Genomic DNA, 26,193 nt, shown 5'->3' on the forward strand with positions numbered 1-26,193 from the left:
TCTCGGCCGTGGGTGACCGTGCCGGTGACGGGATCGCAGCCCGGGGGGCACAGATCGGATGGTCCAGATGCTCGAGACGCTGCCGAAGGGAAAGGCCGGCGAGGCTGCCCTGCCGGCGACCGCACCCCGGATGACGCCGGCCGGAGCCGGGCCGCGCGCGCTGGCGCCGGAGCATGTCCATCAGAATCTCGACCGCTCACTGCGCGCGTCGGTGGCGCGGTTGACGGGCGGCATCTCGACCCACGCGTTCCTCGACGCGTGGACCGACTGGACGTTTCACATGGCGCGGTCGCCGGGACGGCAGCTCGAGCTGCTGGAGCGGGCGCAGCAGAACCTGCTGAAGCTGATGGCGCACGGCGGCGGTCCCGCGTCCGATCCGGGTTCGGATCCCGGTCCTGGCGCCGATGCCGATGTCGCCGCCGAGATCGCCGCGCCGTTCACGCCGAAGGCTTACGACCACCGGTTCGACGATCCGGGCTGGCAAAGGCCGCCGTTCTGGCTGTGGCAGCAGAGTTTCCTCGCCGTGCAGGACTGGTGGGATCACGCGACCGACCAGCTGCGCGGCCTGCAGCCCAAGGACGCCGACCGGGCACGCTTCATGGCGCGGCAGGCGCTGGACACGGTGTCGCCGTCCAATTTCCCGGCGCTGAACCCGGAGATCATCGGCACGACGCTCGCCAGTGGCGGGCGCAACCTCGCCGACGGCGCGGTGCACTTTGCCGAGGACATGCTGAAGACCCTGGCGCAGGTGCACGATCCGGCGCCGCCGGGCTATGAGGTGGGCAAGGATCTCGCCTGCACGCCGGGCACGGTGGTGTTTCGCAACGCGCTGTTCGAGCTGATCCAGTATGCGCCGCAGACCGGTGCGGTGCGGGCGGAGCCGGTGCTGATCGTGCCGGCCTGGATCATGAAGTACTACATCCTCGATCTCTCGCCGCAGAACTCGATGGTCCGCCACCTGGTCGGCCAGGGCTTCACCGTGTTCATGATCTCGTGGTGCAACCCGACCCCCGCGCAGGCGGAGCTGTCGCTGGAGGACTATCGCGCCAGCGGGGTGATGGCGGCCCTCGACAGGGTGGGCGCCCTGATGCCGGGACGCCGGGTCCACGCCGTCGGCTACTGCCTCGGCGGCACGATGCTGGCGATTACCGCGGCGACCATGGCGCGCGACGGGGACGACCGCCTCGCCAGCATCACGCTGCTCGCCGCACAGGTCGATTTCGCCGAGGCGGGAGAGCTGCTGCTGTTCGTCGACGAAAGCCAGGTCGCCTTCCTCGAGGACATGATGTGGGACCGCGGTTACCTCGACCGCCCCCAGATGGCGCGGACGTTCTCGGCGATCCGGTCGGAGGACCTGATCTGGTCGCGGGCGGTGCGGCGGTATTTCCTCGGTCAGGAGGACCTGCCGACGGACATGGGCGTCTGGGTCGCCGACACGACGCGGATGCCGGCGCAGATGCACTCGGAATACCTGCGCGGCCTGCTGCTGCAGAACCGCCTGACGGCGGGGCGCTTCGCGGTCGAGGGGCGCGTGATCGCGCTGAAGGATATCTCGGCGCCGCTCTTCGTCGTCGCGACCGAGACCGACCACATCGCGCCGTGGCGGTCGGTCTACAAGACGCAGCTCTTCACCGACTGCGATCTCACCTTCGTGCTCACCAGCGGCGGGCACAACAGCGGCATCGTCAACAAGCCCGGCGATCCGCGCAGCCGGTACCTGTGGTCGCATCGCCCGCCGGGCGCGCTCTACGTCGGCCCCGACGACTGGGTGGCGACGGCGACATCGGCGCAAGGCTCGTGGTGGCCCGCCTGGGCGGACTGGCTGGCCGGCCGGAGCAGCGCCGCGCTGACGGCGCCGCCGCCCGTCGCCGCGGAGGCCGCGTTCCTGGGCGCGGCGCCGGGCACCTACGTGTTCCAGACGTGAGGCTGCCGTGCCCGCGACCCGGCGCCGTTCGCGCGCGCCGGGGCCCGCAGGCCGCGGCATCCGGGCTTTCGATTCGGCGCGCCCCTCGCCCCCCTTTCGTCGCGCTACCAAAGTGCGAGCGGTCGCAGGTGGACGCTAGGGGGTGCGATTTGCATAATGCGGCGCAAAGAGGCGGCGGTTTTCCGTAACGCCTGAACGGCTTATCCGGGAGGATCACCATGTCTGAGAACGTTTATCCGGTGCCTGCGGCCTTCGCCGACGGCGCGCTGGTCGACAACGAGGCGTATCTCGACATGTATCGGCGCTCGGTCGCCGATCCGGATGGCTTCTGGGGCGAGCACGGCAAGCGGCTCGACTGGATCAAGCCGTTCACCAAGGTGAAGAATTCGAGCTTCGGCCCCGAGGATGTCTCGATCAAGTGGTTCGAGGACGGCACGCTCAACGTCGCCGCCAACTGCGTCGATCGCCACCTCGCGACCCGCGGCGACCAGGTGGCGATCATCTGGGAAGGCGACGACCCGGCCGACTCGAAGTCGATCACCTATGCCGAGCTGCACGCCGAGGTCTCGACGTTCGCCAACGTGCTGAAGAAGCACGGCGTCAAGAAGGGTGACCGCGTCACCATCTACCTGCCGATGATCCCCGAGGCGGCCTATGCGATGCTGGCCTGCGCCCGCGTCGGCGCGATCCACTCGATCGTGTTCGCCGGCTTCTCGCCGGACAGCCTCGCCGGCCGCATCGAGGACTGCGATTCGAAGCTGGTGCTGACCGCCGACGAGGGCCTGCGCGGCGGCCGCAAGGTGCCGCTGAAGACCAACGTCGACGCGGCGCTGAAGAAGACGGCCGGCGGCGAGAAGGTGATCGTCGTCAAGCGCACCGGCGGCAGCGTGCCGATGACCGAGGGGCGCGACTTCTGGTACGACGACGAGGCGGCGACCGTTTCGGCCGATTGCCCGCCGGAAGAGATGAACGCGGAAGACCCGCTGTTCATCCTCTATACCTCCGGCTCCACCGGCAAGCCGAAGGGCGTGCTGCACACCACCGGCGGCTATCTCGTCTATGCGTCGATGACGCACCAGTACGTGTTCGACTACCACGACGGCGACATCTACTGGTGCACCGCCGACGTCGGCTGGGTCACCGGGCACAGCTACATCGTCTATGGCCCGCTCGCCAACGGCGCGACGACGCTGATGTTCGAGGGCGTGCCGAACTATCCCTCGCCGGCGCGCTGCTGGGAGGTGGTCGACAAGCACAAGGTCAACATCTTCTACACCGCGCCGACGGCGATCCGCGCCCTGATGGGCGCCGGCGACGACCACGTGACGAAGACGTCGCGCGCGTCGCTGAAGCTGCTCGGCTCGGTCGGCGAGCCGATCAATCCGGAAGCCTGGAACTGGTATTACAACGTGGTCGGCGACAAGCGCTGCCCGATCGTCGACACCTGGTGGCAGACCGAGACCGGCGGCATCCTGATCACGCCGCTGCCGGGCGCCACCGCGCTGAAGCCGGGCTCGGCGACGCGGCCGTTCTTCGGCGTCGAGCCGGCGATCGTCGACGCGGAAGGCAAGATCCTCGAGGGCGCCTGCGAGGGCAACCTCGTCATCACCACGGCCTGGCCGGGGCAGATGCGCACGATCTTCGGCGACCACGAGCGCTTCGTGCAGACCTATTTCTCGACCTACAAGGGCATGTACTTCACCGGCGACGGCTGCCGGCGCGATGCCGACGGCTACTACTGGATCACCGGCCGCGTCGACGACGTGATCAACGTCTCGGGCCACCGCATGGGCACGGCGGAAGTGGAATCGGCGCTGGTCTCGCACCCGAAGGTGTCCGAGGCGGCGGTGGTCGGCTATCCGCACGACATCAAGGGCCAGGGCATCTACTGCTACGTGACGCTGATGGCCGGCGAGGAACCGTCCGAGGCGCTGCGGAAAGAGCTGAAGAACTGGGTGCGCCGCGAGATCGGCCCGATCGCCTCGCCCGACCTGATCCAGTTCTCGCCCGGCCTGCCGAAGACCCGCTCCGGCAAGATCATGCGCCGCATCCTGCGCAAGATCGCCGAGGACGAGTTCGGCGCGCTCGGCGACACCTCGACGCTGGCCGACCCCGGCGTCGTCAACGAGCTGATCGACAACCGGCAGAACCGCAAGGCGGGCTGAGGGGGATCGATCGCGATCGACATGGCAGAGGCCCCGCTGCGTCGCCGCAGCGGGGCCTTCCCGTTTGCGACGTCGCGTTTCGGATCAGAGCCGCGCCTTCAGGAAAGCCGTGATGCGGGCGGTGACATGCTCGTGGACCGCGGCCCGATCCGACACCGCCGGATCGGTGCAGACGGGGTCGTCCCTCTCGGCTTCCAGCAGCGCCGCGCCTTCCGGCTTGCACAGGCCGAGGAAGCTGAAGTGGATTGCCGGACCGATCGTCGCCCGCTCGACCTCGGGAAGCCGCAGGGCGAGGCCGCTGCCGGCGGCACCGACGTCTCGCGCGAGGCCCGGATCGAAGCCGGTCCAGTCGTCGGGCGGCGCGAAATCGACGAGCAGCACCGGCAGGTGCATGTCCAACACGCTCTCCGGCGTGAAGCCGTAGCTCATGCCGGGATCGACGGCGACCGCGGCGCGGATCCGCGGGTCGCGCAACTCCGCCTCGAAACTCTCCGGCAGCGCGGCGAGGTCGACGCCGCCCTTGCCGAAGAAGACACAGTCGGTCGCCTCGGCGAAGCGGGTGCAGTAGTCGCGGTAGCGGCCGCGGTCGAGACGCGCGCCGGCGAGCTGCAGCGCGGTCGAGCCGCCCAGCGAGAAGCCGAGCACCGCGATGCGGTCGCGGTCGACGCGGGGGCCGAAGGCCGGATCGGCGAGCAGGGCGTCGAGCGCGGCCGTAAGATCCCTCGCTCGCGCGGCGAGATCGATCGAGCGGCGCGGCGAGGAATCGCCCGAGGTGCTGCCCGGATGGTTGACGGCGAGCACCATGACGCCCCGCAGCGCCAGCGCCGAACTCAGCCAGCCGAGATTGTCCATGTTGCCGCCCGAGCCGTGGGAGACGACCAGCAGCGGAAAGCGCCCCTCGGCCGGCGCGGCGCCGACGAAGGCGGGCGTACCCCGGAAGACGGGGTTGTCGCCGACGAGGCCGCCGTAGGTCGGCGTTCCGACCGGATACCAGACCGAGGCCGCGACCGGCCCGGCGCGGTGCGGCAAGGCGAGATCAAGACGGTCGTAGCCGGCAGTGGCGCCGAGCGCGTCGGCGGTGCGATCCCCTTCATGCCCGGCGGGAGCGGACTCATCCGCCCGGGCGTCCGCGGCGACGGCCTGCGAAACGAGGGCGAAGGCGAGGAGCGCACCCATATGGATGGCGCGGCGAGCGCCGGGCCGGCGGATGGCGTATGGCATGGGCAGGTGTCCTTCGAGGTGGTGGAGACATCGTTCTCCTGACGATTTTCCGCCGCAGCGGCGTCCTCGAACCGGTTCGAGGTCGCGCAGATGCGGTTTTCGGACCATCAAGGGCCGTCGTCTTCCAGCGCCGGTGCCCGATGCTGACCCTGCCCGTTCCCCTCGTCGTCTCGCTGGTGCTGATCTTCCTGATGCTGCGCGTGCTCGTGCGCCGCGATCGCCCACCGCTGTTCGCAGCGTTCGTCGGCGCCTGCGCCCTGCAGGGCCTCGTGGTTTCGCTCAATCAGCACTACGGCCTCACCGGGCTGCACCCGCTGCAGCCGGTGACGGCGACGATGATTCCGCCGCTCGCCTGGATCACGTTCGAAACCAGCGTCAGGCGGCGCCTCGAGCTTCGGCTCGACCTGCCTCATCTCGCCGGCCCGGCCTTCACCGCCTTCGCCTCGGCCTTTGCGCCGTCGACCCTCGACGTCGTCGTCCCGGCGATCTTCCTCATCTACGGCGGCCTCATTCTCGTCGCCCTCCGCAGCGGCGACGACGGCCTGCCCCACGCCCGGCTGGAAGCCGGCGGGCGGCCGCGCCTGATCTGGCTCGCCATCGCGCTCGGCCTGATCTTCTCCGCCGCGGTCGACGGTGTCATCGCGCTGGGACAGGCGGCCGGCCACGACGAACTGCGTGCGCTCGCCGTCGGCTTCGCCGCCTCGCTGAACCTCCTCGTCATCGGTCTGCTCGGCCTGTCGCCTGACGTTGCCGGCGCCGCGCCGGACGACGCCGAGACGATGGGCGAAGCGAGGGCGGGCGAAGCGCCGGCGGGCGAGGCGGCGGCGGGCACACCGGACGCCGGGCTTGCCGCCCGCGACGCGGGCGTGATGGCGCGCGTCGCGGACGTCCTCGACCGCCAGGGGCTCGCCCTCGATCCGGACCTGACACTGGCGCGTCTCGCCCGCCGCGCGGGACTGCCGGCCAAGGAGGTCTCGGCGGCGATCAACCGCACGACTGGCGAGAACGTCTCGCGCTACGTCAACGGCCACCGCATCCGCCAGGCCTGCGTGCGCCTGTGCGCCGGCGCCAGCGTCACGACGGCCATGCTGGAGAGCGGCTTCAACAGCAAGTCCAACTTCAACCGCGAATTCCTGCGCGTCACCGGGCTGACGCCTTCCGCCTTCGTGGCCGACGCGGGGAAATCGACCTGAGGCCGCCGCCGGCTTGCGGGGCGGGGCCCAGGGAGTGACCCGTCAGGCGTCGATCTCTTCCGCCCCATTGCCATCGGCGCCGTCCGGGGTGATCATGACGGACGGGTGACGGTGGGATCCGGTCGGGAGAGGCCGTTTGAACGAGAACGACGAAGCGTCGCAAAACGGGGCGAACGCCTCCGGCACGGTGCATCGGCCGGAACGCTGGCAGGAGCCCGCCCAGCCGGCAGGTCCGCCGCGGCTGGTCGCCTCGCAGCCGCGCCCCGCGCCGATGGTCGCCTTCGACCGCAGCGAGCTCAACGAAATCCTGAAGATCTACGGCCGCATGGTCGCGGCGGGGGAATGGCGCGACTACGCCATCGACCATCTGAAGGACCGCGCCGTGTTCTCGGTGTTCCGGCGCTCCAGCGAAGTGCCGCTCTACCGGATCGAGAAGGATCCGGCGCTCGCCCGCCGCCAGGGCGCCTACAGCATCGTCGCCCAGACCGGCATGATCCTGAAGCGCGGGCCAGACCTCGCCAAGGTGCTGCGCGCGATCGACAAGAGCCTCAAGATCGTCAGCGGCTGAGTTTTCCGGAAGGTCAGAGAGCAGGCGGCGGCGCACCCGCGCCGCCCATCGGCGCGAGTTCGCGCTGGAGAATCACCGTGTCGAGCCAGCGACCGTGCTTGAAGCCGACGGCGCGCAACACCCCGACCTCGCGAAAGCCGAGGGCGCGGTGCAGGCCGATCGAGCCGGCACTGGCGCTGTCGCCGACGACGGCCACCATCTGATGGAAGCCGCGGGCGGTGGCCTCGATGATCAACGCAGCCAGCAGCCGCCGACCGAGACCCGAGCGATGCCGGTCCGGCCGGATGTAGATCGCGTCCTCGACGGTGGAGCGGTAGGCGGGGCGCGGCCGGTAGGGGCCGGCGTAGGCGTAGCCGGCGATGCCGTCCGCCGCGGTCTCGGCCACCAGCCAGGGATGCCCGCCGTCCAGCACCGCCGCCATGCGCCGGCCGATCTCGGCCGCGTCGGGGGGCTCGAGCTCGAAGCTCGCGGTGCCGCTCGTCACGGCATGGGCATAGATGGCGGCGATGGCCACGGCGTCGGCGGGGGTCGCGGGGCGGATGTGGGGCTCGGTCATCGGGGGCGTCGGATCACGAAGGGCGGGACTCGGGGCGGAGCCTTGCGCACGGCCGCCGGCAGCGCAACCCCCACCGGCCGGTCGCGCCCCGGGGAGCTGGCGGGGACCATGCGAAAAGGGCGCGGCCCTTGCGGACCGCGCCCCCTTGTCGCTTCACCCTGGCCGATGCGTCAGCGGCGGTCGCCGAAGAGCTGCAGCAGCATGATGAACATGTTGATGAAGTCGAGGTAGAGCCGCAGCGCGCCCATGATGGCCTTGCGGCCGGCGGTCGCCTCGTCGTCGGACGCGTAGTACATCTCCTTGATCTGCTGGGTGTCGTAGGCGGTGAGACCCGCGAAGACCAGCACGCCGATCACCGACACCGCGAAGGCGAGGGCGGACGAGGCGAGGAAGATGTTGACGATCGACGCGATGATGATGCCGATCAGGCCCATGAACAGGAACGAACCCCAACCCGACAGGTCGCGCTTCGTCGTATAGCCGAACAGGCTCAGCGCGCCGAAGGAGGCCGCGGTGATGAAGAACACCTGCGTGATCGACTGGCCGGTGTAGACCAGGAAGATCGACGACAGCGACAGGCCGACGAGGCCGGCGTAGACCCAGAAGGTGATCTGGGCCGCGGCGACGCTCATCTTCTCGATCCGGAAGGACAGGAAGAAGACGGCGGCGAGCGGGGCGAGCATCACGACCCAGCGCAGCGGGCTGGTATAGAGCAGCGCGCCGAACTCGGTCAGGCCGAGCGCGCCGGTCGCCGGGTCGGTCGCGACCGCGGCGTTGAACGCGCCATAGGCGGCGATGCCGGTCAGCGCGAGGCCGATCGCCATGTAATTGTAGACCCGCAGCATGTAGGCGCGCAGGCCCGCGTCGATCTCGCCGGCGCCGGCACGCGACACCGTGCCGTAGCGCGCATAGGCGTTGCGATCCGGGTTAGCCATGGAAGACCCCTTAGACACTTTGGTGGTGCCGTTGGTACGGCAGATGCGGCAGCCGGGACCGGCGCCGCCTTCGACCCACAATATGGTGGGGACGCGCTTTGTCCACAAGCATCGCGCGTCGCGGATCGGCGACGCGCGCGGGACCTCGCCTCAGGCGGCTTCGGCGGCGAACACGGCGGCGGGGATCTCGCCGCGATGCTCGAAGGCGGTCGGCCCGGTCATCAGGATGTGGCCGTCCTCGCGCCAGAGGATATCGAGGGTGCCGCCGGGCAGTGCGACGGCGACCTCGCGGCCGGTGCGCCCGGTGCGGGCGGCGGACACCGCGGCGGCGCAGGCGGCCGAGCCGCAGGCGCGGGTGAGGCCGACGCCGCGCTCCCAGACTTTCAGCGTCAGGCTCGCGGGCGAGGTGACGGCGGCGAGCGAGATGTTGGCGCGCTCGGGGAAGATCGGGTGGTTTTCCAGCATCGGCCCGAAGCGGCCGAGGTCGTGCGCCTCGACGTCGGCGACCCAGAAGATCGCGTGCGGGTTGCCGACGTTGACCACCGACGGCGAATGCAGCACCGGCGCGTCGATCGGGCCGATCTGCAGCTCGATGGCGCGGGTGTCGTGGAACGGCTCGGCGAGCGGGATGTCGGCCCAGTCAAACTTCGGCTTGCCCATGTCGACGGTGACGCCGCGCGCGCCGGCATCGGTGACGGTGAGCAGGCCCGCGCGGGTTTCGAGCAGCAGCTTCGTGCCGCCCTCCGCGTCGAAGAGATAGCGGCCGACGCAGCGGGTGCCGTTGCCGCAGGCGAACGACTGCGAGCCGTCGACGTTGAAGATCGCCATCGCCGCCTTGGTGCCCGGCGTGCGCGGCGGATAGAGCGCCATCAGCTGGTCGAAATGGCCGCCCGGCAGCGCGGCGATCGCGCGCGCCGCGGCCGGCGTCACCCGCTCGGGCCTGCCGCGCAGATCGAGCACGACGATCTCGTTGCCGATGCCGTTCATCTTGAGGAAGGGAATGGCGTCCACGGCGGGCGGCTTTCGGAAGACGAGGGGGAGAGGGCCGGAAGCCGGCGCTGCGTAACCTGTGCGCTCTCTATATGCGCGATCTCCGCGCGCGGGAGAAGAGGCGCGGCTCGGGACGCTGCGTCCGGCGGCGAACCGTTGCCATCCGGTCAAAGCACATCGGCACCTGCCGAGTGTCAGCGGAGCGTGGACGAACTCGCAGGACTGCTTGCGAGGACACGACGTGCGGTCTGCTGACGCCTCGGCTTTTCCCTCGTCCTTCGAGACAGGCGCTTCGCGCCTTCCTCAGGATGAGGGAAAAGGATAACCGTCTCAGGATGAGGTAAAAGGGTAACCGTCTGGAGATACACTGAAAACCTCACCTAGGCCTCATCCTGAGGAGGCCCGCAGGGCCGTCTCGAAGGACGAGGCCGGGCGCGCCGACCTCTCTCCGGCTGCCTGACCGGACAGCAGTGACCGCGCCCCCCCGACGCAAAGAAGGGCCGCCCGGTGGGCAGCCCTTCCATTGTCGAACCGAAATCGACGGGAAACCGTTCAGGCGAGACGAACACCGCAAGAGGTGTAGATCCGGCCGGCGGTCTCCAGAGACCTCGGCTTGTGACAATGAGACACTGGATCACCTCCTTTCAATACGTTGCTGACAATCCGATGGTCGCCTGCATCGCGGGGTCTGGCAAGAGGCAATTTTTGCCCACCGCTGCCCAATCCACAGGCGCGGTCAAGAGCCGGGCAGGGCGGCTTCCGGCCTGCGCGCGGCGGCCATTCCTTGACTTTGCGGCCCCGCAAGGGTATCCACCGCTCGAAATCGTCCAGGATCCCCGTCTTGGAGCCGCCGACCGGGCGTATGAGCCCGGAGGTCACCACCCGCCAGCGCGATGCGCCCGCGGGTGTCGCAGCGCTTTGCGCGCGGCTTTTCTGCGGGGGCCGGGATGACCACATGCCCGGGGATCACGTCTCTCCGGGGAAGGACCCAAGCACGATGTTCGAAACCCTTTCGGATCGCCTGTCCGGCATCTTCGACAAGCTGACGCGGCGCGGCGCGCTGTCGGAAGCCGATGTCGGCGAGGCGATGCGCGAGGTCCGCCGGGCGCTGCTCGAGGCGGACGTCGCGCTCGACGTGGTGAAGTCGTTCACCGACAAGGTGCGCGCGCGCGCCGTCGGCGCCGAGGTGGTGAAATCCGTCACCCCCGGCCAGATGGTCGTGAAGATCGTGCACGACCAGCTCGTCGAGATGCTGGGCTCCGAGGCCAAGCCGATCGACCTGCACGCGGTCGCGCCGGTGCCGATCCTGATGGTCGGCCTGCAGGGCTCCGGCAAGACGACGACGACCTCGAAGATCGCCCGCCGCCTGAAAGAGCGGGACCGCAAGAAGGTCCTGATGGCCTCGCTCGACACCCGCCGCCCGGCGGCGATGGAGCAGCTGAAGATCCTCGGCGAGCAGAACGGCGTCGACACGCTCCCGATCGTTGCCGGCCAGAGCGCGGTGCAGATCGCCAATCGCGCGATCAATGCCGCGAAGCTCGGCGGCTATGATGTCGTCATCCTCGACACCGCCGGCCGCGTCACCGTCGACGAAGGCCTGATGGACGAGGTGGTCGAGGTCAAGCGCCAGACCAACCCGCACGAGATCCTGCTGGTCGCCGATGCGCTGACCGGCCAGGACGCCGTCAACACCGCGCGGGCGTTCGATGGCCGCGTCGGCATCACCGGCATCGTGCTGACCCGTGTCGACGGCGACGGCCGCGGCGGCGCCGCGCTCTCCATGCGCGCCGTCACCGGCAAGCCGATCAAGCTGATGGGCGTCGGTGAAAAGTCCGACGCGCTGGAAGATTTCCATCCCTCCCGCATCGCCGACCGCATCCTCGGCATGGGCGACATCGTCGCCCTTGTCGAGAAGGCCGCCGCCAACATCGACGCCGAGAAGGCGGCGAAGATGGCGAAGAAGATGCAGAAGGGCGAGTTCGACCTCGACGATCTCGCCGACCAGCTGCGCCAGATGCAGAAGCTCGGCGGCATGAACGGCATCATGGGCCTGATGCCGGGCATGGGGAAGATGAAGTCGCAGATCGCCGCCGCCGGCTTCGACGACCGGCTGATCAAGCGCCAGATCGCCATCGTGCAGTCGATGACCAAGGTGGAGCGGGCAAAGCCCGCCGTGCTCGACGCCAAGCGCAAGCGCCGCGTCGCCGCGGGCTCCGGCACCGACGTCTCCGACATCAACAAGCTCCTGAAGCTGCACCGCCAGATGGCGGACATGATGAAGAAGATGGGCAAGCAGAAGGGCGGCCTGATGGGCGCCCTCGGCGGCATGATGGGCGGCGGCGCCGGCGGCCTGCCCGACATGTCGCAGGTCGATCCGGCGACGCTCGACCGCGTGGCGCGCGAGGCCGGCCTCGGCGGCCCCGGCGGGCTGAAGGGCCTGCCGCCCGGCGGTCTCGGCGGCATGCCGGGCGGAATGCCCGGCGGCCTGCCGCGCGGCGGCCTCGGCGGCGCCCTCGGCCGCCTCCCCGGCCTCGGCCTGCCGGGCATGGGCAAGGGTCCGAAGAAGAAATGATGCGGTTCGGCCGGTGATCCGAGCTCTCGGCACCGGCAGACCGCTTCCTGAAAAAGCACTGAAACATCAAACCAAGCACTGAAAAGGACTGAAGAAATGTCTCTCAAGATTCGCCTTGCCCGCGGTGGCACCAAGAAGCGTCCGCACTACCGGATCGTCGTCGCCGATGCGCGCAGCCCGCGTGACGGCCGCTTCATCGAGAAGATCGGCACGTTCAACCCGCTGCTCGCCAAGGATTCGGCCGAGCGCGTCGCGCTCAACGTCGAGCGGGCGCAGTACTGGCTGAGCCAGGGCGCCCAGGCGACCGACCGCGTGCTGCGCTTCCTCGACGCCGCCGGCCTCGCCAAGCGTCCGGCCCGCAACAACCCGGTCAAGGCCGAGCCGGGCACCAAGGCCAAGGAGCGCGCCGCCGAGCGGGCCGCCGCCGCCGAGAAGGCCGCCGCCTCCGCCGAATAAGGCGTTCCGCCGGTGCCGGCGCCAGCCCCTCGGGGGGCGGTGGCCGGCCGGCGATCCCCGGCGGCAGGCCGGTCGCGAGGCCGCGGGGGTTTCTCCGCGGCTTTTTGCTTTGTCCGGGGCGTTTCGCCCCGGGCGAGGGTCCGTCGCCGTCCGGCCGTCCGGCCGCGCGGCGCTGAAGGAGGCTTGCAGCCGATGCGCGATTCGCGCTCCAGACCCCCGTCCCGTCCGTCTCCCGGCCGTGCTCCGGCGGGCAGGCCGCCCGCCGCCCGGCCGGCGCCGCTCGTCGATCCGGTGCTCGTCGCCGAGATCGGCGCGGCGCACGGGGTGCGCGGCGAGCTGCGGGTAAAGCCGCACACCGGCGACGCCGAAGCGATCGCCGACTACGGCCCGCTGGTCGCCGAGGACGGCCGGCGCTTCGTGATCGAGCGGATGCGGCCGGCAAAGGCGATGCTGGTGGTAAGCTTTGTCGGTATCACCGACCGCAACGCGGCCGAGCCGCTGGTCGGCACCAGGCTCTATGTCGAGCGCGCGGCGCTGCCCGAGCCGGACGAGGACGAGTTCTATCATTCCGACCTGATCGGCCTCGCCGTGGAAACCACCGCGGGCGAGCCGTTCGGCCGCGTCGCCGCGCTGCATGATTTCGGCGCCGGTGACCTCGTCGAGGTGATGCGGCCCGGCGCGCCGTCGGTGTTCCTGCCGTTCACCAAGGCGGTGGTGCCGGTGATCGACATCGCGGGCAAGCGCATCGTGGTCGAACCGCCGGCGGGCCTGCTCGGCAGTTCGCCGGACGATGCCGAGGCGCAGGCCGCGGCGGCGGGCGAGGACGGCGACGAGACGCCGCCCGGCGCATGAGCGACGACGACCTCGCCGGTGACGCCGGGGCGGCGACGCCCCGGCCGGCGGGCTTTGCCGCCACCGTGCTGACGCTCTATCCCGAGATGTTTCCCGGCCCGCTCGGCACCAGCCTGTCCGGCCGGGCGCTCGGCGACGGGCGCTGGTCGCTGGAAACCGTGCAGATCCGCGACTTCGGCCTCGGCCGGCACCGGGCGGTGGACGACACGCCGGCCGGCGGCGGCGCCGGCATGGTGATGCGGCCCGATGTCGTCGCCGCGGCGATCGATGCGGCGGCACCAGGCGATGATCCGCGTCCAAAACTCTTCATGAGCCCGCGTGGCCGGCCTCTGAGCCAGGCGCGGGTTCGCGAGCTTGCGGCCGGTCCCGGCGCGGTGATCCTCTGCGGTCGGTTCGAGGGCGTCGACGAGCGGGTGATCGAGGCGCGCGGCCTCGAGGAGGTGTCGATCGGCGACTACATCCTGTCGGGTGGCGAACTCGGCGCGATGGTGCTGCTCGATGCGGTGGTGCGGCTGCTGCCGGGCGTGATGGGCAATGCGCAGTCGGGGGTTTCGGAGAGCTTCGAGGGCGGGCTGCTCGAGCATCCGCAGTATACGCGGCCGCCGGTGTTCGAGGGCCGGGCGATCCCCGAGGTGCTGACCTCGGGTGATCACGGCGCGATCGCGCGCTGGCGGCGCGCTCGCGCGGAACGTCTCACCGCCGAACGGCGGCCGGATCTGCTGGCACCCGGCGGCAAGCAATAGAAAAGCGGCGCCCCGGGGGACGCCGCTTTCATGTTCATCAGGTCCGAAATTCACTGAACCCGGGCTCAGCCCGTCGGGGCCTTACTGGCAGTAGTGACGCTGACGGTCGTTGCCGAGGAAGGTGCCGCTGTCCGGATCGAACGAGCGGTACTTCGACGAGCAGTAGTTGTAGTAACCCTGCGTCCCGAACGGATGACCGCCCGCCGGAGGGGCGCCGGAGGCACCCTGGCTCGGGCGCTGGCCGCCCTGACCGGCACCCGAGAGGGCACCGCCGAGGATGGCACCGGCGGCGAGGCCGAAGATGGCCGCGGCGCCGTCGTTGTTGTTCCTGCGGTCGCGGCGATGGCGGCTCTCGTACCAGCGGCGATAATCGCGCTCCGACCAGCGGCTGCGCTCGCGCTGCCAGCGGCGATAGTCGCGATCCTGCGGGTTGTTCTGGTAGTACTGCTGGATGTAGCGGTCGCGGCGCGGATCGGCGTTCGCCGGAACGGCCACGATCATGCTCGACCCGAGGACGGCGGCCGCAAGAATGGCGCTTATCGTCTTTTTCATTGTCGCTCTCCTGATCACTGCGGTCGGCAATCCGAAGTCGGTCGGCCGCAACTTGGGGGGAGAACGTGCCGGGCGGGGATCTGTTCCCCCGCGGGGCGAAACCCCCGGCGACGGCGGATTTCGGGGCTGCGGCCTCGACAAGACCGGCGCAGTGGTGTAGAGAGCCGCGCGATGGCCGCATGCCGGCCGCTTTCTAACGATGCGAACCGAACGGCGAATTCGCCCCCATCGCGTTGACGATGCGCGGGCGCTCTGGGCGTTCGAAACAACCCAAGGCGAGATGCCATGAACATCATCGAAGAGATCAACAACGAGCAGATGGCCGTGATCGAGGCGAAGCGCAAGCTGCCCGAGTTCAGCCCCGGCGATACCCTCCGCGTCAACGTCCGCGTGACGGAAGGCACCCGCACCCGCGTGCAGGCCTACGAGGGCGTCTGCATCGCCCGCTCGGGCGGTGGCCTCAACGAGAGCTTCACCGTTCGCAAGATCTCCTACGGCGAAGGCGTCGAGCGCGTGTTCCCGATGTACTCGCCGATGGTCGAGGGCGTCGACGTCGTGCGCCGCGGCAAGGTGCGCCGGGCCAAGCTCTATTACCTGCGCAACCTGCGCGGCAAGTCGGCCCGCATCTTCGAGGCGACCAACGTGCGCGCCCGCAAGCTGAACGACGCCGACAAGGCCGACGCCGCCGCCGTCAAGGCCGGTGTCGCCGCCGCGAAGGCCGAAGCCGCCGCTGCGAAGGCGGAAGCCGCCAAGTAATCCAGGGCCGCTCGCGCGGACCGGACACCGAGATTGCGACGGGCGGCCTTCGGGTCGCCCGTTTTCGTTTGGGGGGGACTGGTTTAGCGCCCCTCCCGTCCGACGGCGTTAACCGCGTGCGCCGAAATCCGCGGCCGGGTGCCTCTCTGGCCGGAATTTCTCCATGATCGCCGCGCTAGGGTTCCGCGATGATCACCCGCCGCACCTTTCTCCGTCTCGCCGGCACGGCCGCGATGTCGCTCGTCTCCGTCGGCGCCTATGCCGGGGTGATCGAGCCGCGCTTCCGGCTGGTCGTCACCCGCTACACGCTGCGCATCCCGCGCTGGACGGCGGCGCATGGGCCCATGCGCATCGCGGTGATCGCCGACCTGCACGCCTGCGAGCCGTGGATGCCGCCGGCGCGGATCGCCGAGATCGTTGCCGAGACCAACCGGCTCGCCCCCGACCTCACCCTGCTGCTCGGCGACTATGTCACCGGCATCGGCCGGTTCAGCACGGCCGAGGTGCCGATCGAAGTCTGGGCGGCGGCGCTCGGCGGGCTGTCGGCACCGCTCGGGGTGCATGGCGTGCTCGGCAATCACGACTGCGGGGCGGATGTGCCGGCGATCCGGCGGGCATTCGCCGCGCAGGGGATCACGCTGATGGAGAATGCGGCGCAGCGGCTCGCCACACCGTCCGGCGGGGCGGCGTTCTGGCTCGCCGGACTCGGCGACCAGATCGCTTGGAACGGCCGCGGCGGGCGCGGCCTCGACGACCTGCCAGGCACACTCGCCCAGGTGACGGACGATGCGCCGGTGCTGATGATGGCGCACGAACCCGACATCTTCGCCAGGATGCCCGACCGGGTGAGCCTCACCGTCAGCGGTCATACCCACGGCGGCCAGGTGCGGCTGCCCTTCGTCGGCAGCCCGCTGGTGCCGTCGCACTACGGGCAACGCTACGTTTACGGCCACATCGTCGAAGACGGAAAGCAGATCGTGGTGTCGGGCGGGCTCGGCTGCTCGCTGCTGCCGGTGCGCTTCGGCCGGCCGCCGGAGATCGTGCTGCTGGATATCGTCGGAGCCGAGGATGATGGCAGGGTGGCCTGAGACCACCGCCGAGAAGTGGCCTCGAGAGACGTACCGATACGCGAAGACGGCGGAGACCGGCAATCGCCGTCCTCCACCGCCCTCGCAAGTTCATAGCCTGATCAGCCGAGCCGGATCAGTTGACGATCTCGATCACCTGACGCGAGCCGGCGTCGATGATCAGATACTGCCCGTTGACGTAAGCGTACTGATACTGCGGCTGCTCGGGCACTTCGTAGACGACGACCGGCGGCGGCAGCACCACGCCGACCTCGACCGGCTGCTCGATGATCACCGGCTGCACCGGGGCCGGCTGCTGCACGACATATTCGCGGACCTCGACCGGCGGGGCGACGACGGTGCCGACGATCGCGCCGGCGACGCCGCCGACGGCCGCGCCGACCGGACCGCCGACGATGGCCCCGGTCACCGCGCCGCCGGCAGCACCGGTGACGGTGCCTTCCTGGGCGAGGGCAGGGGCGGCGCCGAACGCGAGGCCGGCGGCGAGCGCGGTAGCTGCGAAGATGGTCTTCATTGCGGTTCTCCTTATGCCGTTTCCAGCTCCGGGACCGAAACTGCCTCTGCCGCCGGTTTGTTCCAGCGGCAAATCCTGACGGCGGAGCGTAATCCGCCATCACCGTCGCGGAAGACGTGTCCATTGCTTGTCCGACAACCGGATCATCTTGCAGAGGGTGGGCGGGCCGATGGCAGCGGGCGGCCGGTGGAGGCTCTTTTCCGGGCGGCGCGGTGCGGCTATAAGGAGCCCATGATGAGACCCGCGGGAAGCCGGACGCTGCAGACGAGCGAGACGACGATGGAGTTCGCCCCCATCGGCGATCACGCGCGCCTGCCCGGCCGGTTCCATGCGCGGCTTTCGGGGGTGACCTCGCGGCGAGCGGCCTGACGCCCCGCCGCCATCGTCCTTTCGCGCACCTCGATCTTCGCCGCCTCGCGGCCTTCTCGCTTCCGGATACCCAACTGATGACCAGCACCCCGCGCACCCTCTACGACAAGATCTGGGACGACCATGTCGTCGACACCCAGCCCGACGGCACCGCGCTGCTCTATATCGACCGCCACCTCGTGCACGAGGTGACCAGCCCGCAGGCTTTCGAGGGCCTGCGCACGGCGGGCCGCAAGGTGCACCAGCCGCAGAAGACGCTGGCCGTCGTCGACCACAACGTGCCGACCACCGACCGCTCGCAGCCGAACGAGGATCCGGAGTCCGCCGCGCAGATCGCGGCGCTCGCCGAGAACACCCGCGAGTTCGGCATCGAGTATTATGACGAGCACGACGACCGTCAGGGCATCGTGCATGTGGTCGGGCCGGAGCAGGGCTTCACCCTGCCGGGCATGACCATCGTCTGCGGCGACAGCCACACCTCGACGCACGGCGCCTTCGGCGCGCTGGCGCACGGCATCGGCACCTCGGAGGTCGAGCACGTGCTTGCCACCCAGACGCTGATCCAGCGCAAGGCGAAGAACATGCGCATCACCGTCGACGGCACGCTGCCCGAGGGCGTGACGGCGAAGGACATCATCCTCGCGATCATCGGCGAGATCGGCACCGCGGGCGGCACCGGCTACGTGATGGAATACGCCGGCGAGGCGATCCGCGCGCTGTCGATGGAAGGCCGCATGACGGTCTGCAACATGTCGATCGAGGGCGGCGCCCGCGCCGGCCTGATCGCCCCCGACGAGAAGACCTTCCAGTACATACTCGACCGGCCGAAGGCGCCGAAGGGCGAGGCGCTGGAGCGCGCGATGGCCTACTGGGCGTCGCTGCAGTCCGACGAGGGCGCGTTCTTCGACCGCGAGGTGCGGCTCGACGCCGCCAGCCTGCCGCCGATCGTCTCGTGGGGCTCCAGCCCCGAGGACGTTGTCTCGGTCGCCGGCGTGGTGCCGAACCCGGACGAGATCGCCGACGAGAACAAGCGCACCTCGAAGTGGCGCGCGCTGGAGTACATGGGCCTCGAGCCGGGCACGAAGATCACCGACATCGCGCTCGACAAGATCTTCATCGGCTCGTGCACCAACGGCCGCATCGAGGACCTGCGCGCCGCCGCCGCCGTGGTGAAGGACCGCAAGGTGGCCGGCAACATCAAGCTCGCGATGGTCGTGCCGGGCTCGGGCCTCGTCAAGGCGCAGGCCGAGGCCGAGGGTCTCGACAAGGTGTTCGTCGAGGCGGGCTTCGAGTGGCGCGAGCCGGGCTGCTCGATGTGCCTCGCGATGAACCCCGACAAGCTGCAGCCGGGCGAGCGCTGCGCCTCGACCTCGAACCGCAACTTCGAGGGCCGCCAGGGCTTCAAGGGCCGTACCCACCTCGTTTCGCCGGCAATGGCGGCGGCGGCAGCGATCGCCGGCCACTTCGTCGACGTGCGCAGCTGGGCTTGAGCCGCGCCGCGGCCGCGGCGCCGCGACGGACCTGATCGATCTGACGGAACGGCCGGCATCACGCCGGCCGTTTCGCGTTGCGGGGCAGGCGGCCTCGAGGCCGGCCGGCCGGGGCAGGGAACAGCGACGGGGTCCCGTCCGTTCTCTTTCCATGCGCACCACAAACACGTGGCGCCCGGCAGCGCCGGCCCCGGCCGGGCGCAGCCAACCGAAGGAGTCCCGCCCCATGACCGACACAAGCAACGACGAGTTCCGCGACCGCCCGCGCGTCCCCGCGCAGCCGCTGCCGCCGGGCCATGCCGAGAAGCCGAGCACCGAGCCCGGTGCGACCTCGGCCGAGGAGCAGAAGCAGCACGACGCGACCGACGACCAGCTCGAGGACGAACTCGAGGATTCCTTCCCGGCGAGCGACCCCCCCTCGATCACCCAGCCGAAGTGAAATCGTCCGGATCGCCCGATCCGGTGACTTGATCCCGCCCGCCGCGCTGCTTCAATGCAGCCGGCGGGCGGTTTCGTTTTTCAGGGTGCGAAGGCCGGATCAGCGGCTCGGCGGCACCAGCATCTGGCCGTTGACCGACACCGAGCCATTGGCCGCGACGTCGACCTCCCACACGGAGCGGCCGCCTTCGTTGCGCGCGAGTCCCTTGGCGAAGATCAGGGCGGGGATCGCCTGCTGCACCTCCGGCACGTCGCCGGCCTTCTGCAGTTCGGCGATGATGCCGTCGAGGTTGGTCAGGGCGATCGTCGCGCTGCCCTCGACCACCGGCGGGGCCTCGACCTTCACCTCGCGGCGCGGCTTCATGCTGTCATGTGAGACGGTGAAGCGCCCTTCGACGGCCGCGGTGTAGAGCGGCCCGGTCACGGTGCTCGGCTCGAGCACGATGCTCAGTGCGCCGTCCGGCAGGATGACCCGGCCCGCCGCCTCGAAGTCGCCGTCGTCCAGCGGCTGATCGCTGTTGAAATCCGCCCGGTCGATCAGCAGACGCGCCGGTGCATCGAGGTCGAGGTCTTCCAGCGCCAGTTCGGCGTCGAAGCCGGTCGGGAGCAGCGGCGTCGTCCACGCGGGCAGGACGCCCGCCGGAAGCGCCACGCCGTCGCTGCCCATCGAGATCGCCACCCGCGCATCCGGGATCGCGCCGGGGAAATCGAGACCCAGCCGGATCGACTCCGCGGTGGCGCGGCCGGCCGGCAGCTCGACGACAATGTTCTCTCCGGTAAACACACTCGTGATCTGCCGGAATCCGGGGAGCATGGTGGGCAATTCGGCCTTGAGCGAGACTGCTTCTTCCGCTGTGCCGTCTGTGGCCTCGGCGGACAGTGCCGCTATGATCGGCAGGAAATCGATCGGTCGGAGGACCATGCCAATCGCTTCGAAGTCGTAGCGCAGCGGCGCAAGGCTGAGGGTGTACGCCGGCGAACCGTTTGTCATCATCGTCTGTCGGTATGACGCGACGCCCAATTCGGCCTTGGAATCGAAACCTCCCTCGACGTTGCGGGTGTCCCGGCCGTTGACGACGGTCTCGCTCTCCTCGGTTCGTGACTCCTGCCCGTCCATCTTCTGTTGCGTGGTGGTGCGGTCGACGCGCACCCGGAAGCTCTGGAATCCGCCGAGCTCGGGGTCGAACACCGCATCGGCGCTCTGGCCCTCCGGCCGCCACTCGAAGAAATCCGGCTCCCCGTTCTCGCTGCCGAATTCGACCTTCAGCGACGGGTAGACGAAGTCGGTGACGCGCCAGAGACCGTTCTCGACGGGCATCGTCCGGATCCACGGGTTCTCGTAGACGGTCAGGTTGATGGCGTCGCCGGCGAAGGCGCCGACGATGCGGCCGAGGTCGAGGTCGATCCGGTAGGCATCCCCGTCGGCTCCGACGGTGACATAGCCCTTGTCGAAGGCCGGCTGGCCGACATAGGCGGCGATGTTGCCGGCAAGGGTGCGGGCGCCTTCTGCCGTGGCTTCGGCGGCGAGGGCGGGGACCGCAAGCAGCGGGCCGGCGAAGAGCGGGGCGGCGAGGGCGGCGGCGGCAACGGATCGCGTGATGAAAAGGCGCTTGTCGACGAACATGTCGGTCTCCTGCGAAAGCGCGCGCAAGATAGCACGGCTACAACCCGTCGTTCAGCCCGCGACGCTCCCAAGATTCCGGGGAAGCGGCCGGCCGGGGCCGCGCTTGACCGGCGACACGCCGGGCGCCGGCGCTGCCGGACGCCGACCTCAGAGCCGCTCGCCGCGCATCAGCCGGGGCTGGTCGGCGCCGTCGCCGGCGGCCTGGCGGATGAAGGCGCGTTTCAGGCCCGGCAGGCGGTCGACGAGGCCGAGGCCGATGTCGCGGACGAGGCGGACCGGGGCGAGGTCGTTGGAGAACAGCCGGTTGAGCACGTCGGTGACGACGGCCATCTGCGCCGTGTCGAAGCGGCGCCAGCGCTGGTACTCCTCGAGCACGTCGAGGGAGCCCGGGTCACGGCCGATGCGCAGCGCCTCGACCAGCGTCTCGGCGAGCGCCGCGACGTCGCGGAAGCCGAGGTTGAGGCCCTGGCCGGCGATCGGGTGGATGCCGTGCGCGGCGTCGCCGACGAGGGCAAAGCGCGGGCGGACGAAGTCGCGCGCCAGCGTCAGCCCGAGCGGATAGGCGACGCGCGGCCCGACCACCTCGATGCGGCCGAAGCGCAGGCCGAGGCGGCGCTCGAGCTCGACGTCGAACAGGATCTCGTCGCCGCGCACCAGCTTGTCGGCGACCCCGGTCTTCTCGGTCCACACCAGCGACGAGCGGTTGCCGGTGAGCGGCAGCGTCGCAAACGGCCCGGCGGGCAGGAAATGCTCCTCGGCGCGGCCCTCGTGCGGCCGCTCGTGGGCGATGGTGGTGACGATGCCGGACTGGCCGTAGCTCCAGGAAACGGTGCGGATGCCCGACAGCGCGCGCAGGCGCGAGCGGACGCCGTCGGCCGCGATGAGCAGGGAGGCCGCGATGCGGCGGCCGTCGGCGAGCCGCGCCACTGTGCTGCCGGCGCCGGTCTCGAAGTCGACCACCGAGCCGGGGGCGATCAGCCGGACGCCGGCGGCGACCGCGGCGCGGGCGAGCGCGCCGACCATCACCGCGTTCGGCACCATGTGCGCGAAGGGCGCGCCGTCGTCGGTGCGGCCGTCAAAGGTGAGGAACAGCGGCCGGACGGCGTCGTCGAGCCGCGAATCGGTGATCACCATGTCGAGGATCGGCTGGGCGGCGGGCTCGATCTCGGCCCAGACGCCGAGTTCGCCCAGCATGCGCCGCGCCGCGGCGGCGATCGCCGAGGCGCGCAGGTCTTTCGCCGCCTCGGCCGGATCGGTCTGCGGCGGGCGGGCGTCGACCAGCGTCACGCCGAGGCCCGGCAGGGCGCTCGCCAGCGCCAGCGCCAGCGACAGGCCGACGTAGCCGCCGCCGGCGATCAGGACGTCGGTCCGTTCGATATCGGCCCGTGGGTTGTCGGTCATCGTCCGCGCCCTTCGCTTCCCCGGTTCGCCCTCGCCGCCCGTCCCCCGTCATCTATCGCACGGCGCACCGCGCGGCCACCAGAGGGGAAACCCGAGGGCGGCCGGCAGACCCGCCGCACGTCCCGCCGCGCTTGACGGCGGCCGCCGCGGCCGGCCACATGGCCTTGAATCTCCTCGATCCCGCCAGCGCACCGGACGCCCATGACCGACGCCGCCGTCTCCGTCGCCGCCATCCTCGACCTCGAGCAGATCGAGGCGACGCTGTTTCGCGGCAGCAGCCCGAAGCTCGGCTGGCAGCGGGTGTTCGGCGGCCAGGTGATCGGGCAGGCGCTCACCGCCGCGAGCCGCACGGTGACGGGGCGGCTGGTGCACTCGCTGCACTGCTATTTCCTGCTGCCCGGCGATCCGGCACTGCCGATCGTCTACGAGGTCGAGCGGATCCGCGACGGCGGCAGCTTCACCACCCGGCGGGTGGTCGCCGTGCAGCACGGCCGGCCGATCTTCGCGCTCTCTGCCTCGTTCCAGGCGCCCGAGGCGGGTTTCGAGCATCAGGACGCGATGCCCGACGTCGCGCCGCCGGAAAGCCTGCCCGGCGGCGACCAGCTCAGCGCCGAAATCCTCGCCCGGGCGCCGGAGCCGATCCGCCGCTACTGGCAGCGGCCGCGGCCGCTGGAGCTGCGCCCCGTCGATCTCGCGAGCTACGTCGACCGCAGCGCGCACCGGGCGAGCCAAATGATCTGGGTGCGTTCGGCCGCGGCCTTGCCGGACGACCAGGCGCTGCACCGCGCCGTGCTCGCCTATGCCTCCGACATGACGCTGCTCGACACCTCGCTGCACGCGCACGGCCGCTCGGTGTTCGACAAGGACCTGCAGGTGGCGAGCCTCGACCATGCGATGTGGTTCCACCGCGACGTCGTGGCCGACGACTGGCTGCTCTATGTGCAGCACAGCCCGTCGGCCTCCGGCAGCCGCGGCTTCATCCGCGGCTCGCTGTTCGACCGCGCCGGCCGCCTTGTTGCCTCCGTGGCGCAGGAAGGACTCATTCGTAGGCGTCCGTGACCTGGCGCCTGCGATTTGTGCATCTGTTTTTTAGGCAATCGGCGCTTTTTTGATCAGATCGATCATCCGCTGTTGCGATCCCGCGCGTTTGTTGCGCTGCGGTCCGGAAAATGCGGCTCGTGTGCGGCGCGAAAGCCCGATTCTCGCCATGATTCCGCCGCCGCCCCCGACTTGGCACGAAGATTGTAACCGGATCGCCGCCATCAGGCGGGATCGAGGGGGGAAGCGGCGGCGTCGCAAGATGCCATGCAGACCGGCGATCGACGTCTGGACCTCACGGAGTGAACGGCGGGGGCTGAGCCATAGCCCGCGCGACGGGCATTGAAGAGCAACGACAACCCTCGCGATTTACAGCAAAGGTACGTCCATGAGATTCTTGAAGATCGTTTCTGCGGCCGCGACGATGGCGGCACTGGCGGCACTGCCCGCCTTCGGTCAGGAGGCCGCGCCAGAGGTCGCAGCCGAGGTGGTCGAAGCCGTCGCCGCGGTGCCGAACCCCGGCAACACCACCTGGATGATGATTTCCACCATCCTCGTCCTGTTCATGACCATCCCGGGCCTCGCGCTGTTCTACGGCGGCCTCGTGCGCGCCAAGAACATGCTGTCGGTGCTGATGCAGGTGCTGATGGTCGCCTCGGTCATGATGATCGTCTGGGTGGTCTACGGCTACTCCTTCGCCTTCGGCGGCTCGGAGAGCGCCTTCTTCGGCGGCTTCGGCAAGCTGTTCCTCTCGGGCGTCACGGCCGATTCGACGGCGGCGACCTTCTCCGATGAGGTCATCCCCGAATACGTGTTCATCGCCTTCCAGATGACGTTCGCGGCGATCACGCCGGCCCTGATCGTCGGCGCCTTCGCCGAGCGCATCAAGTTCTCGGCCGTGATCCTGTTCTCGATCCTCTGGGTCACCCTCGTCTACTTCCCGATCGCCCACATGGTCTGGGACGCGAACGGCCTGATCTTCACCGGCGCCCACGCGGGCGGCGTTGCGGCGCTCGACTTCGCCGGCGGCACCGTCGTGCACATCAACGCGGGCATCGCGGGCCTCGTCGGCGCCATCGTCGTCGGCAAGCGCACCGGCTATCCGCGGGACATGATGCCGCCCCACTCGATGACGCTGACCATGGTCGGCGCCGCGATCCTGTGGGTGGGCTGGTTCGGCTTCAACGCCGGCTCCAACCTCGAAGCCAACGGCGGCACCACGCTCGCCCTGATCAACACCTTCACCGCCACGGCCGGCGCCGTCGTCGCCTGGGGCATCATCGAGACCATCGCGCGCGGCAAGGCTTCCGGCCTCGGTGCGGCTTCGGGTGTGGTTGCCGGCCTCGTCGCCGTCACCCCGGCGGCGGGCCTGATCGGCCCGATCGGCGCCATCGTGCTCGGCGCCATCGCCAGCCTCGGCTGCTACTTCTTCGTCTCGGTCGTGAAGCCGAAGCTCGGCTATGACGACAGCCTCGACGTGTTCGGCATCCACGGCATCGGTGGCATCATCGGCGCCATCGGCACCGGCGTCTTCACCGCGAGCTCGCTGGGCGGCGTCGGTATCCCCGGGGACGCCTCCATGGGCGCGCAGGTCTACTCGCAGATCGTCGCCGTGATCATCACCATCGTGTGGTGTGGCGTGGTCAGCTTCATCCTCTTCAAGATCGTCGACGTCGTCGTCGGTCTGCGCCCGTCCGTCGAGGCCGAGCGCGAGGGTCTGGATCTGTCGAGCCACGGCGAGTCCGCCTACCACAACTGATCGTTGCCCGGTCGCGGGGGGCCTCCATGCCGCCCGCGACCGGCGCCTTCGCGCCCCCGGTTCCCGCCGACCGACACCCGCCGCGACGCACCTCCGGCCCGTCGTTCGAAATCCTCGCGCCCGATCGCCCGCATCCGGATCGATTCGGACCCACGAGGGTTGTGTAACCACAGCGAGAAGGCGCTAAGTTCTGGCTGGACCGACCTCGGCGTGGCAGCTGCCTCGCCGAACCACGGACCGGTCACGAAGAAGGCAACGGCCCCAGGGCCGCTGTTTCCGGCGCCGGGCCCCGCATGGGCCGGCTGCGGACGGCAGCGGTTCCGAGACAAGAGACACGACGCCCAGGCTGGCCGACGCGGCCAGACGACCGAGCAAATTCCCAAGGGAGAACCCCATGAAGATCGTCATGGCCATCATCAAGCCGTTCAAGCTGGACGAGGTGCGCGATGCGCTCACCGCGATCGGCGTGCACGGTCTCACCGTGACCGAAGTTAAGGGTTACGGCCGCCAGAAGGGCCACACGGAAATCTACCGCGGCGCCGAATACGCCGTCAGCTTCCTGCCGAAGCTGAAGGTCGAAGTCGCCGTGGCCACCGACCAGGCCGATAAGGTCGTCGACGCGATCTCGGTCGCGGCGAAGACCGGCCAGATCGGCGACGGCAAGATCTTCGTCTACGCGATCGAGCAGGCCGTGCGCATCCGCACCGGCGAGACCGACGCCGACGCGCTCTAAGCCGATTTGCGATCGTCCGTGGAAGAGGGGCCGGTTTTCCGGCCCCTTTTTTCGTGCCCGGCGGCGATCGGCACCGGGCGACGCCGCCGGGCGAAAACCGGAGGCCGCCCGCGCCGCAGCGCGTTCGCAACCCGTTGCAGAACCGGAAGAATTTGCATTCCGACCGGGGGGAGCGCCGAAATCGATCGTTAGGCTTAATGCCCGATTAACCGGGACTGGTTAGCCTTCCGGGCAACGACAGGAGGTGCCGCCGGAT

At 69.9% G+C, this 26,193-nt stretch carries 24 protein-coding genes; 16 read left to right on the plus strand and 8 right to left on the minus strand.

All coding sequences use genetic code 11. The features are described 5' to 3' along the window. The first annotated feature begins 58 nt into the window (after nucleotides 1-58). Complete coding sequence (locus I5731_RS08815) at nucleotides 59-1,924, plus strand: PHA/PHB synthase family protein (RefSeq protein ID WP_197310979.1); 1,866 nt, start codon at nucleotides 59-61, stop codon at nucleotides 1,922-1,924. Nucleotides 1,925-2,142: 218 nt separating this feature from the next. Further along, nucleotides 2,143-4,089, plus strand: coding sequence for an acetate--CoA ligase (gene acs, locus I5731_RS08820; RefSeq protein WP_197310980.1), 1,947 nt, complete (start codon nucleotides 2,143-2,145; stop codon nucleotides 4,087-4,089). Between the two features lie 84 nt (nucleotides 4,090-4,173). Here the strand turns inward: acs and I5731_RS08825 are convergent, their stop codons facing one another. After that, on the minus strand, nucleotides 4,174-5,310 hold the full coding sequence (locus I5731_RS08825) for an alpha/beta hydrolase family protein (RefSeq protein ID WP_197310981.1): 1,137 nt from the start codon (nucleotides 5,308-5,310) through the stop codon (nucleotides 4,174-4,176). Between the two features lie 140 nt (nucleotides 5,311-5,450). On the opposite strand from I5731_RS08825, the gene I5731_RS08830 reads away from it, so the two are divergent. Beyond that, nucleotides 5,451-6,503 carry a helix-turn-helix domain-containing protein gene (locus tag I5731_RS08830; protein ID WP_197310982.1) on the plus strand — a complete coding sequence of 351 codons (1,053 nt, stop codon included), beginning with the start codon at nucleotides 5,451-5,453 and terminating at the stop codon, nucleotides 6,501-6,503. 241 nt (nucleotides 6,504-6,744) lie between these two features. Further along, on the plus strand, nucleotides 6,745-7,071 hold the full coding sequence (locus I5731_RS08835; RefSeq protein ID WP_235981678.1) for a DUF2794 domain-containing protein: 327 nt from the start codon (nucleotides 6,745-6,747) through the stop codon (nucleotides 7,069-7,071). Nucleotides 7,072-7,084: 13 nt separating this feature from the next. On the opposite strand, the gene I5731_RS08840 is transcribed toward I5731_RS08835, so the two are convergent. The 3 genes from I5731_RS08840 to dapF form a co-directional block, all read right to left on the minus strand. Continuing rightward, a complete protein-coding gene (locus I5731_RS08840; protein ID WP_197310983.1) occupies nucleotides 7,085-7,627 on the minus strand; it encodes a GNAT family N-acetyltransferase in 543 nt (180 codons plus the stop codon). 170 nt (nucleotides 7,628-7,797) lie between these two features. Beyond that, nucleotides 7,798-8,562 carry a Bax inhibitor-1/YccA family protein gene (locus I5731_RS08845; RefSeq protein WP_197310984.1) on the minus strand — a complete coding sequence of 255 codons (765 nt, stop codon included), beginning with the start codon at nucleotides 8,560-8,562 and terminating at the stop codon, nucleotides 7,798-7,800. Nucleotides 8,563-8,712: 150 nt separating this feature from the next. Next, nucleotides 8,713-9,549, minus strand: a complete 837-nt coding sequence (gene dapF, locus I5731_RS08850) for a diaminopimelate epimerase (RefSeq protein ID WP_197311184.1) — start codon at nucleotides 9,547-9,549, stop codon at nucleotides 8,713-8,715. Between the two features lie 1,000 nt (nucleotides 9,550-10,549). On the opposite strand from dapF, the gene ffh reads away from it, so the two are divergent. The 4 genes from ffh (at nucleotide 10,550) to trmD (ending at nucleotide 14,175) form a co-directional block, all read left to right on the plus strand. After that, nucleotides 10,550-12,124, plus strand: coding sequence for a signal recognition particle protein (gene ffh / locus I5731_RS08855; protein ID WP_197310985.1), 1,575 nt, complete (start codon nucleotides 10,550-10,552; stop codon nucleotides 12,122-12,124). A 96-nt stretch (nucleotides 12,125-12,220) separates the two neighbouring features. After that, entirely contained in the window at nucleotides 12,221-12,580 is a 360-nt protein-coding gene (rpsP, locus tag I5731_RS08860) for a 30S ribosomal protein S16 (protein WP_197310986.1), read from the plus strand. Between the two features lie 192 nt (nucleotides 12,581-12,772). Then, nucleotides 12,773-13,432: a ribosome maturation factor RimM gene (gene rimM, locus I5731_RS08865; RefSeq protein WP_197310987.1), complete on the plus strand. Its 660-nt coding sequence runs from the start codon at nucleotides 12,773-12,775 to the stop codon at nucleotides 13,430-13,432. Next, nucleotides 13,429-14,175, plus strand: coding sequence for a tRNA (guanosine(37)-N1)-methyltransferase TrmD (gene trmD, locus I5731_RS08870; RefSeq protein ID WP_197310988.1), 747 nt, complete (start codon nucleotides 13,429-13,431; stop codon nucleotides 14,173-14,175). The genes rimM and trmD overlap by 4 nt, the downstream gene beginning before the upstream one ends. Before the next feature lie 81 nt (nucleotides 14,176-14,256). Here trmD and I5731_RS08875 read toward each other — a convergent pair whose 3' ends face one another. Then, the gene (locus I5731_RS08875; RefSeq protein ID WP_197310989.1) at nucleotides 14,257-14,727 is read right to left on the minus strand and encodes a BA14K family protein; all 471 of its coding nucleotides are present in this window, start codon (nucleotides 14,725-14,727) and stop codon (nucleotides 14,257-14,259) included. 285 nt (nucleotides 14,728-15,012) lie between these two features. Between I5731_RS08875 and rplS the strand changes: the two genes are divergently transcribed. Next, nucleotides 15,013-15,483, plus strand: a complete 471-nt coding sequence (gene rplS, locus I5731_RS08880; RefSeq protein ID WP_197310990.1) for a 50S ribosomal protein L19 — start codon at nucleotides 15,013-15,015, stop codon at nucleotides 15,481-15,483. Nucleotides 15,484-15,671: 188 nt separating this feature from the next. Then, entirely contained in the window at nucleotides 15,672-16,571 is a 900-nt protein-coding gene (locus I5731_RS08885; RefSeq protein WP_197310991.1) for a metallophosphoesterase, read from the plus strand. A 115-nt stretch (nucleotides 16,572-16,686) separates the two neighbouring features. Here the strand turns inward: I5731_RS08885 and I5731_RS08890 are convergent, their stop codons facing one another. Then, nucleotides 16,687-17,085 carry a DUF1236 domain-containing protein gene (locus tag I5731_RS08890; protein WP_197310992.1) on the minus strand — a complete coding sequence of 133 codons (399 nt, stop codon included), beginning with the start codon at nucleotides 17,083-17,085 and terminating at the stop codon, nucleotides 16,687-16,689. A 234-nt stretch (nucleotides 17,086-17,319) separates the two neighbouring features. Between I5731_RS08890 and I5731_RS19945 the strand changes: the two genes are divergently transcribed. The 3 genes from I5731_RS19945 to I5731_RS08900 all read left to right on the plus strand — a co-directional run bounded on the left by I5731_RS19945 (nucleotide 17,320) and on the right by I5731_RS08900 (nucleotide 19,383). Then, on the plus strand, nucleotides 17,320-17,454 hold the full coding sequence (locus I5731_RS19945) for a hypothetical protein (protein WP_268926567.1): 135 nt from the start codon (nucleotides 17,320-17,322) through the stop codon (nucleotides 17,452-17,454). A gap of 77 nt (nucleotides 17,455-17,531) precedes the next feature. After that, complete coding sequence (gene leuC, locus I5731_RS08895) at nucleotides 17,532-18,944, plus strand: 3-isopropylmalate dehydratase large subunit (protein ID WP_407941834.1); 1,413 nt, start codon at nucleotides 17,532-17,534, stop codon at nucleotides 18,942-18,944. Nucleotides 18,945-19,170: 226 nt separating this feature from the next. Beyond that, nucleotides 19,171-19,383, plus strand: a complete 213-nt coding sequence (locus I5731_RS08900; protein WP_197311201.1) for a hypothetical protein — start codon at nucleotides 19,171-19,173, stop codon at nucleotides 19,381-19,383. A 99-nt stretch (nucleotides 19,384-19,482) separates the two neighbouring features. Here the strand turns inward: I5731_RS08900 and I5731_RS08905 are convergent, their stop codons facing one another. After that, complete coding sequence (locus I5731_RS08905; protein WP_197310993.1) at nucleotides 19,483-21,006, minus strand: hypothetical protein; 1,524 nt, start codon at nucleotides 21,004-21,006, stop codon at nucleotides 19,483-19,485. 147 nt (nucleotides 21,007-21,153) lie between these two features. Then, nucleotides 21,154-22,407: a ubiquinone biosynthesis hydroxylase gene (locus I5731_RS08910; RefSeq protein ID WP_197310994.1), complete on the minus strand. Its 1,254-nt coding sequence runs from the start codon at nucleotides 22,405-22,407 to the stop codon at nucleotides 21,154-21,156. Between the two features lie 201 nt (nucleotides 22,408-22,608). Between I5731_RS08910 and tesB the strand changes: the two genes are divergently transcribed. From tesB to I5731_RS08925, 3 genes are all read left to right on the plus strand, one after another. Beyond that, complete coding sequence (tesB, locus tag I5731_RS08915) at nucleotides 22,609-23,466, plus strand: acyl-CoA thioesterase II (protein WP_197310995.1); 858 nt, start codon at nucleotides 22,609-22,611, stop codon at nucleotides 23,464-23,466. Between the two features lie 367 nt (nucleotides 23,467-23,833). Beyond that, nucleotides 23,834-25,204 carry an ammonium transporter gene (locus tag I5731_RS08920; protein ID WP_197310996.1) on the plus strand — a complete coding sequence of 457 codons (1,371 nt, stop codon included), beginning with the start codon at nucleotides 23,834-23,836 and terminating at the stop codon, nucleotides 25,202-25,204. Between the two features lie 394 nt (nucleotides 25,205-25,598). Continuing rightward, nucleotides 25,599-25,937 carry a P-II family nitrogen regulator gene (locus I5731_RS08925; protein ID WP_197310997.1) on the plus strand — a complete coding sequence of 113 codons (339 nt, stop codon included), beginning with the start codon at nucleotides 25,599-25,601 and terminating at the stop codon, nucleotides 25,935-25,937. Nucleotides 25,938-26,193 lie beyond the last annotated feature (256 nt).

It is taken from the genome of Methylobrevis albus, from assembly GCF_015904235.1.
Taxonomy (GTDB): domain Bacteria; phylum Pseudomonadota; class Alphaproteobacteria; order Rhizobiales; family Pleomorphomonadaceae; genus Methylobrevis_A; species Methylobrevis_A albus.

Coding starts and splice junctions, on each gene's coding strand:
- I5731_RS08840 (WP_197310983.1), bottom strand. CDS start 7,627: ATGACCGAGCCCCACATCCGCCCCGCGACCCCCGCCGACGCCGTGGCC.
- I5731_RS08875 (WP_197310989.1), bottom strand. CDS start 14,727: ATGAAAAAGACGATAAGCGCCATTCTTGCGGCCGCCGTCCTCGGGTCG.
- I5731_RS19945 (WP_268926567.1), top strand. CDS start 17,320: ATGAGACCCGCGGGAAGCCGGACGCTGCAGACGAGCGAGACGACGATG.
- I5731_RS08890 (WP_197310992.1), bottom strand. CDS start 17,085: ATGAAGACCATCTTCGCAGCTACCGCGCTCGCCGCCGGCCTCGCGTTC.
- trmD (WP_197310988.1), top strand. CDS start 13,429: ATGAGCGACGACGACCTCGCCGGTGACGCCGGGGCGGCGACGCCCCGG.
- I5731_RS08845 (WP_197310984.1), bottom strand. CDS start 8,562: ATGGCTAACCCGGATCGCAACGCCTATGCGCGCTACGGCACGGTGTCG.
- I5731_RS08830 (WP_197310982.1), top strand. CDS start 5,451: ATGCTGACCCTGCCCGTTCCCCTCGTCGTCTCGCTGGTGCTGATCTTC.
- I5731_RS08925 (WP_197310997.1), top strand. CDS start 25,599: ATGAAGATCGTCATGGCCATCATCAAGCCGTTCAAGCTGGACGAGGTG.
- leuC (WP_407941834.1), top strand. CDS start 17,532: ATGACCAGCACCCCGCGCACCCTCTACGACAAGATCTGGGACGACCAT.
- I5731_RS08910 (WP_197310994.1), bottom strand. CDS start 22,407: ATGACCGACAACCCACGGGCCGATATCGAACGGACCGACGTCCTGATC.
- I5731_RS08900 (WP_197311201.1), top strand. CDS start 19,171: ATGACCGACACAAGCAACGACGAGTTCCGCGACCGCCCGCGCGTCCCC.
- rimM (WP_197310987.1), top strand. CDS start 12,773: ATGCGCGATTCGCGCTCCAGACCCCCGTCCCGTCCGTCTCCCGGCCGT.
- ffh (WP_197310985.1), top strand. CDS start 10,550: ATGTTCGAAACCCTTTCGGATCGCCTGTCCGGCATCTTCGACAAGCTG.
- tesB (WP_197310995.1), top strand. CDS start 22,609: ATGACCGACGCCGCCGTCTCCGTCGCCGCCATCCTCGACCTCGAGCAG.
- I5731_RS08885 (WP_197310991.1), top strand. CDS start 15,672: ATGATCACCCGCCGCACCTTTCTCCGTCTCGCCGGCACGGCCGCGATG.
- I5731_RS08920 (WP_197310996.1), top strand. CDS start 23,834: ATGAGATTCTTGAAGATCGTTTCTGCGGCCGCGACGATGGCGGCACTG.
- rplS (WP_197310990.1), top strand. CDS start 15,013: ATGAACATCATCGAAGAGATCAACAACGAGCAGATGGCCGTGATCGAG.
- dapF (WP_197311184.1), bottom strand. CDS start 9,549: ATGAACGGCATCGGCAACGAGATCGTCGTGCTCGATCTGCGCGGCAGG.
- I5731_RS08905 (WP_197310993.1), bottom strand. CDS start 21,006: ATGTTCGTCGACAAGCGCCTTTTCATCACGCGATCCGTTGCCGCCGCC.
- I5731_RS08815 (WP_197310979.1), top strand. CDS start 59: ATGGTCCAGATGCTCGAGACGCTGCCGAAGGGAAAGGCCGGCGAGGCT.
- rpsP (WP_197310986.1), top strand. CDS start 12,221: ATGTCTCTCAAGATTCGCCTTGCCCGCGGTGGCACCAAGAAGCGTCCG.
- I5731_RS08825 (WP_197310981.1), bottom strand. CDS start 5,310: ATGCCATACGCCATCCGCCGGCCCGGCGCTCGCCGCGCCATCCATATG.
- acs (WP_197310980.1), top strand. CDS start 2,143: ATGTCTGAGAACGTTTATCCGGTGCCTGCGGCCTTCGCCGACGGCGCG.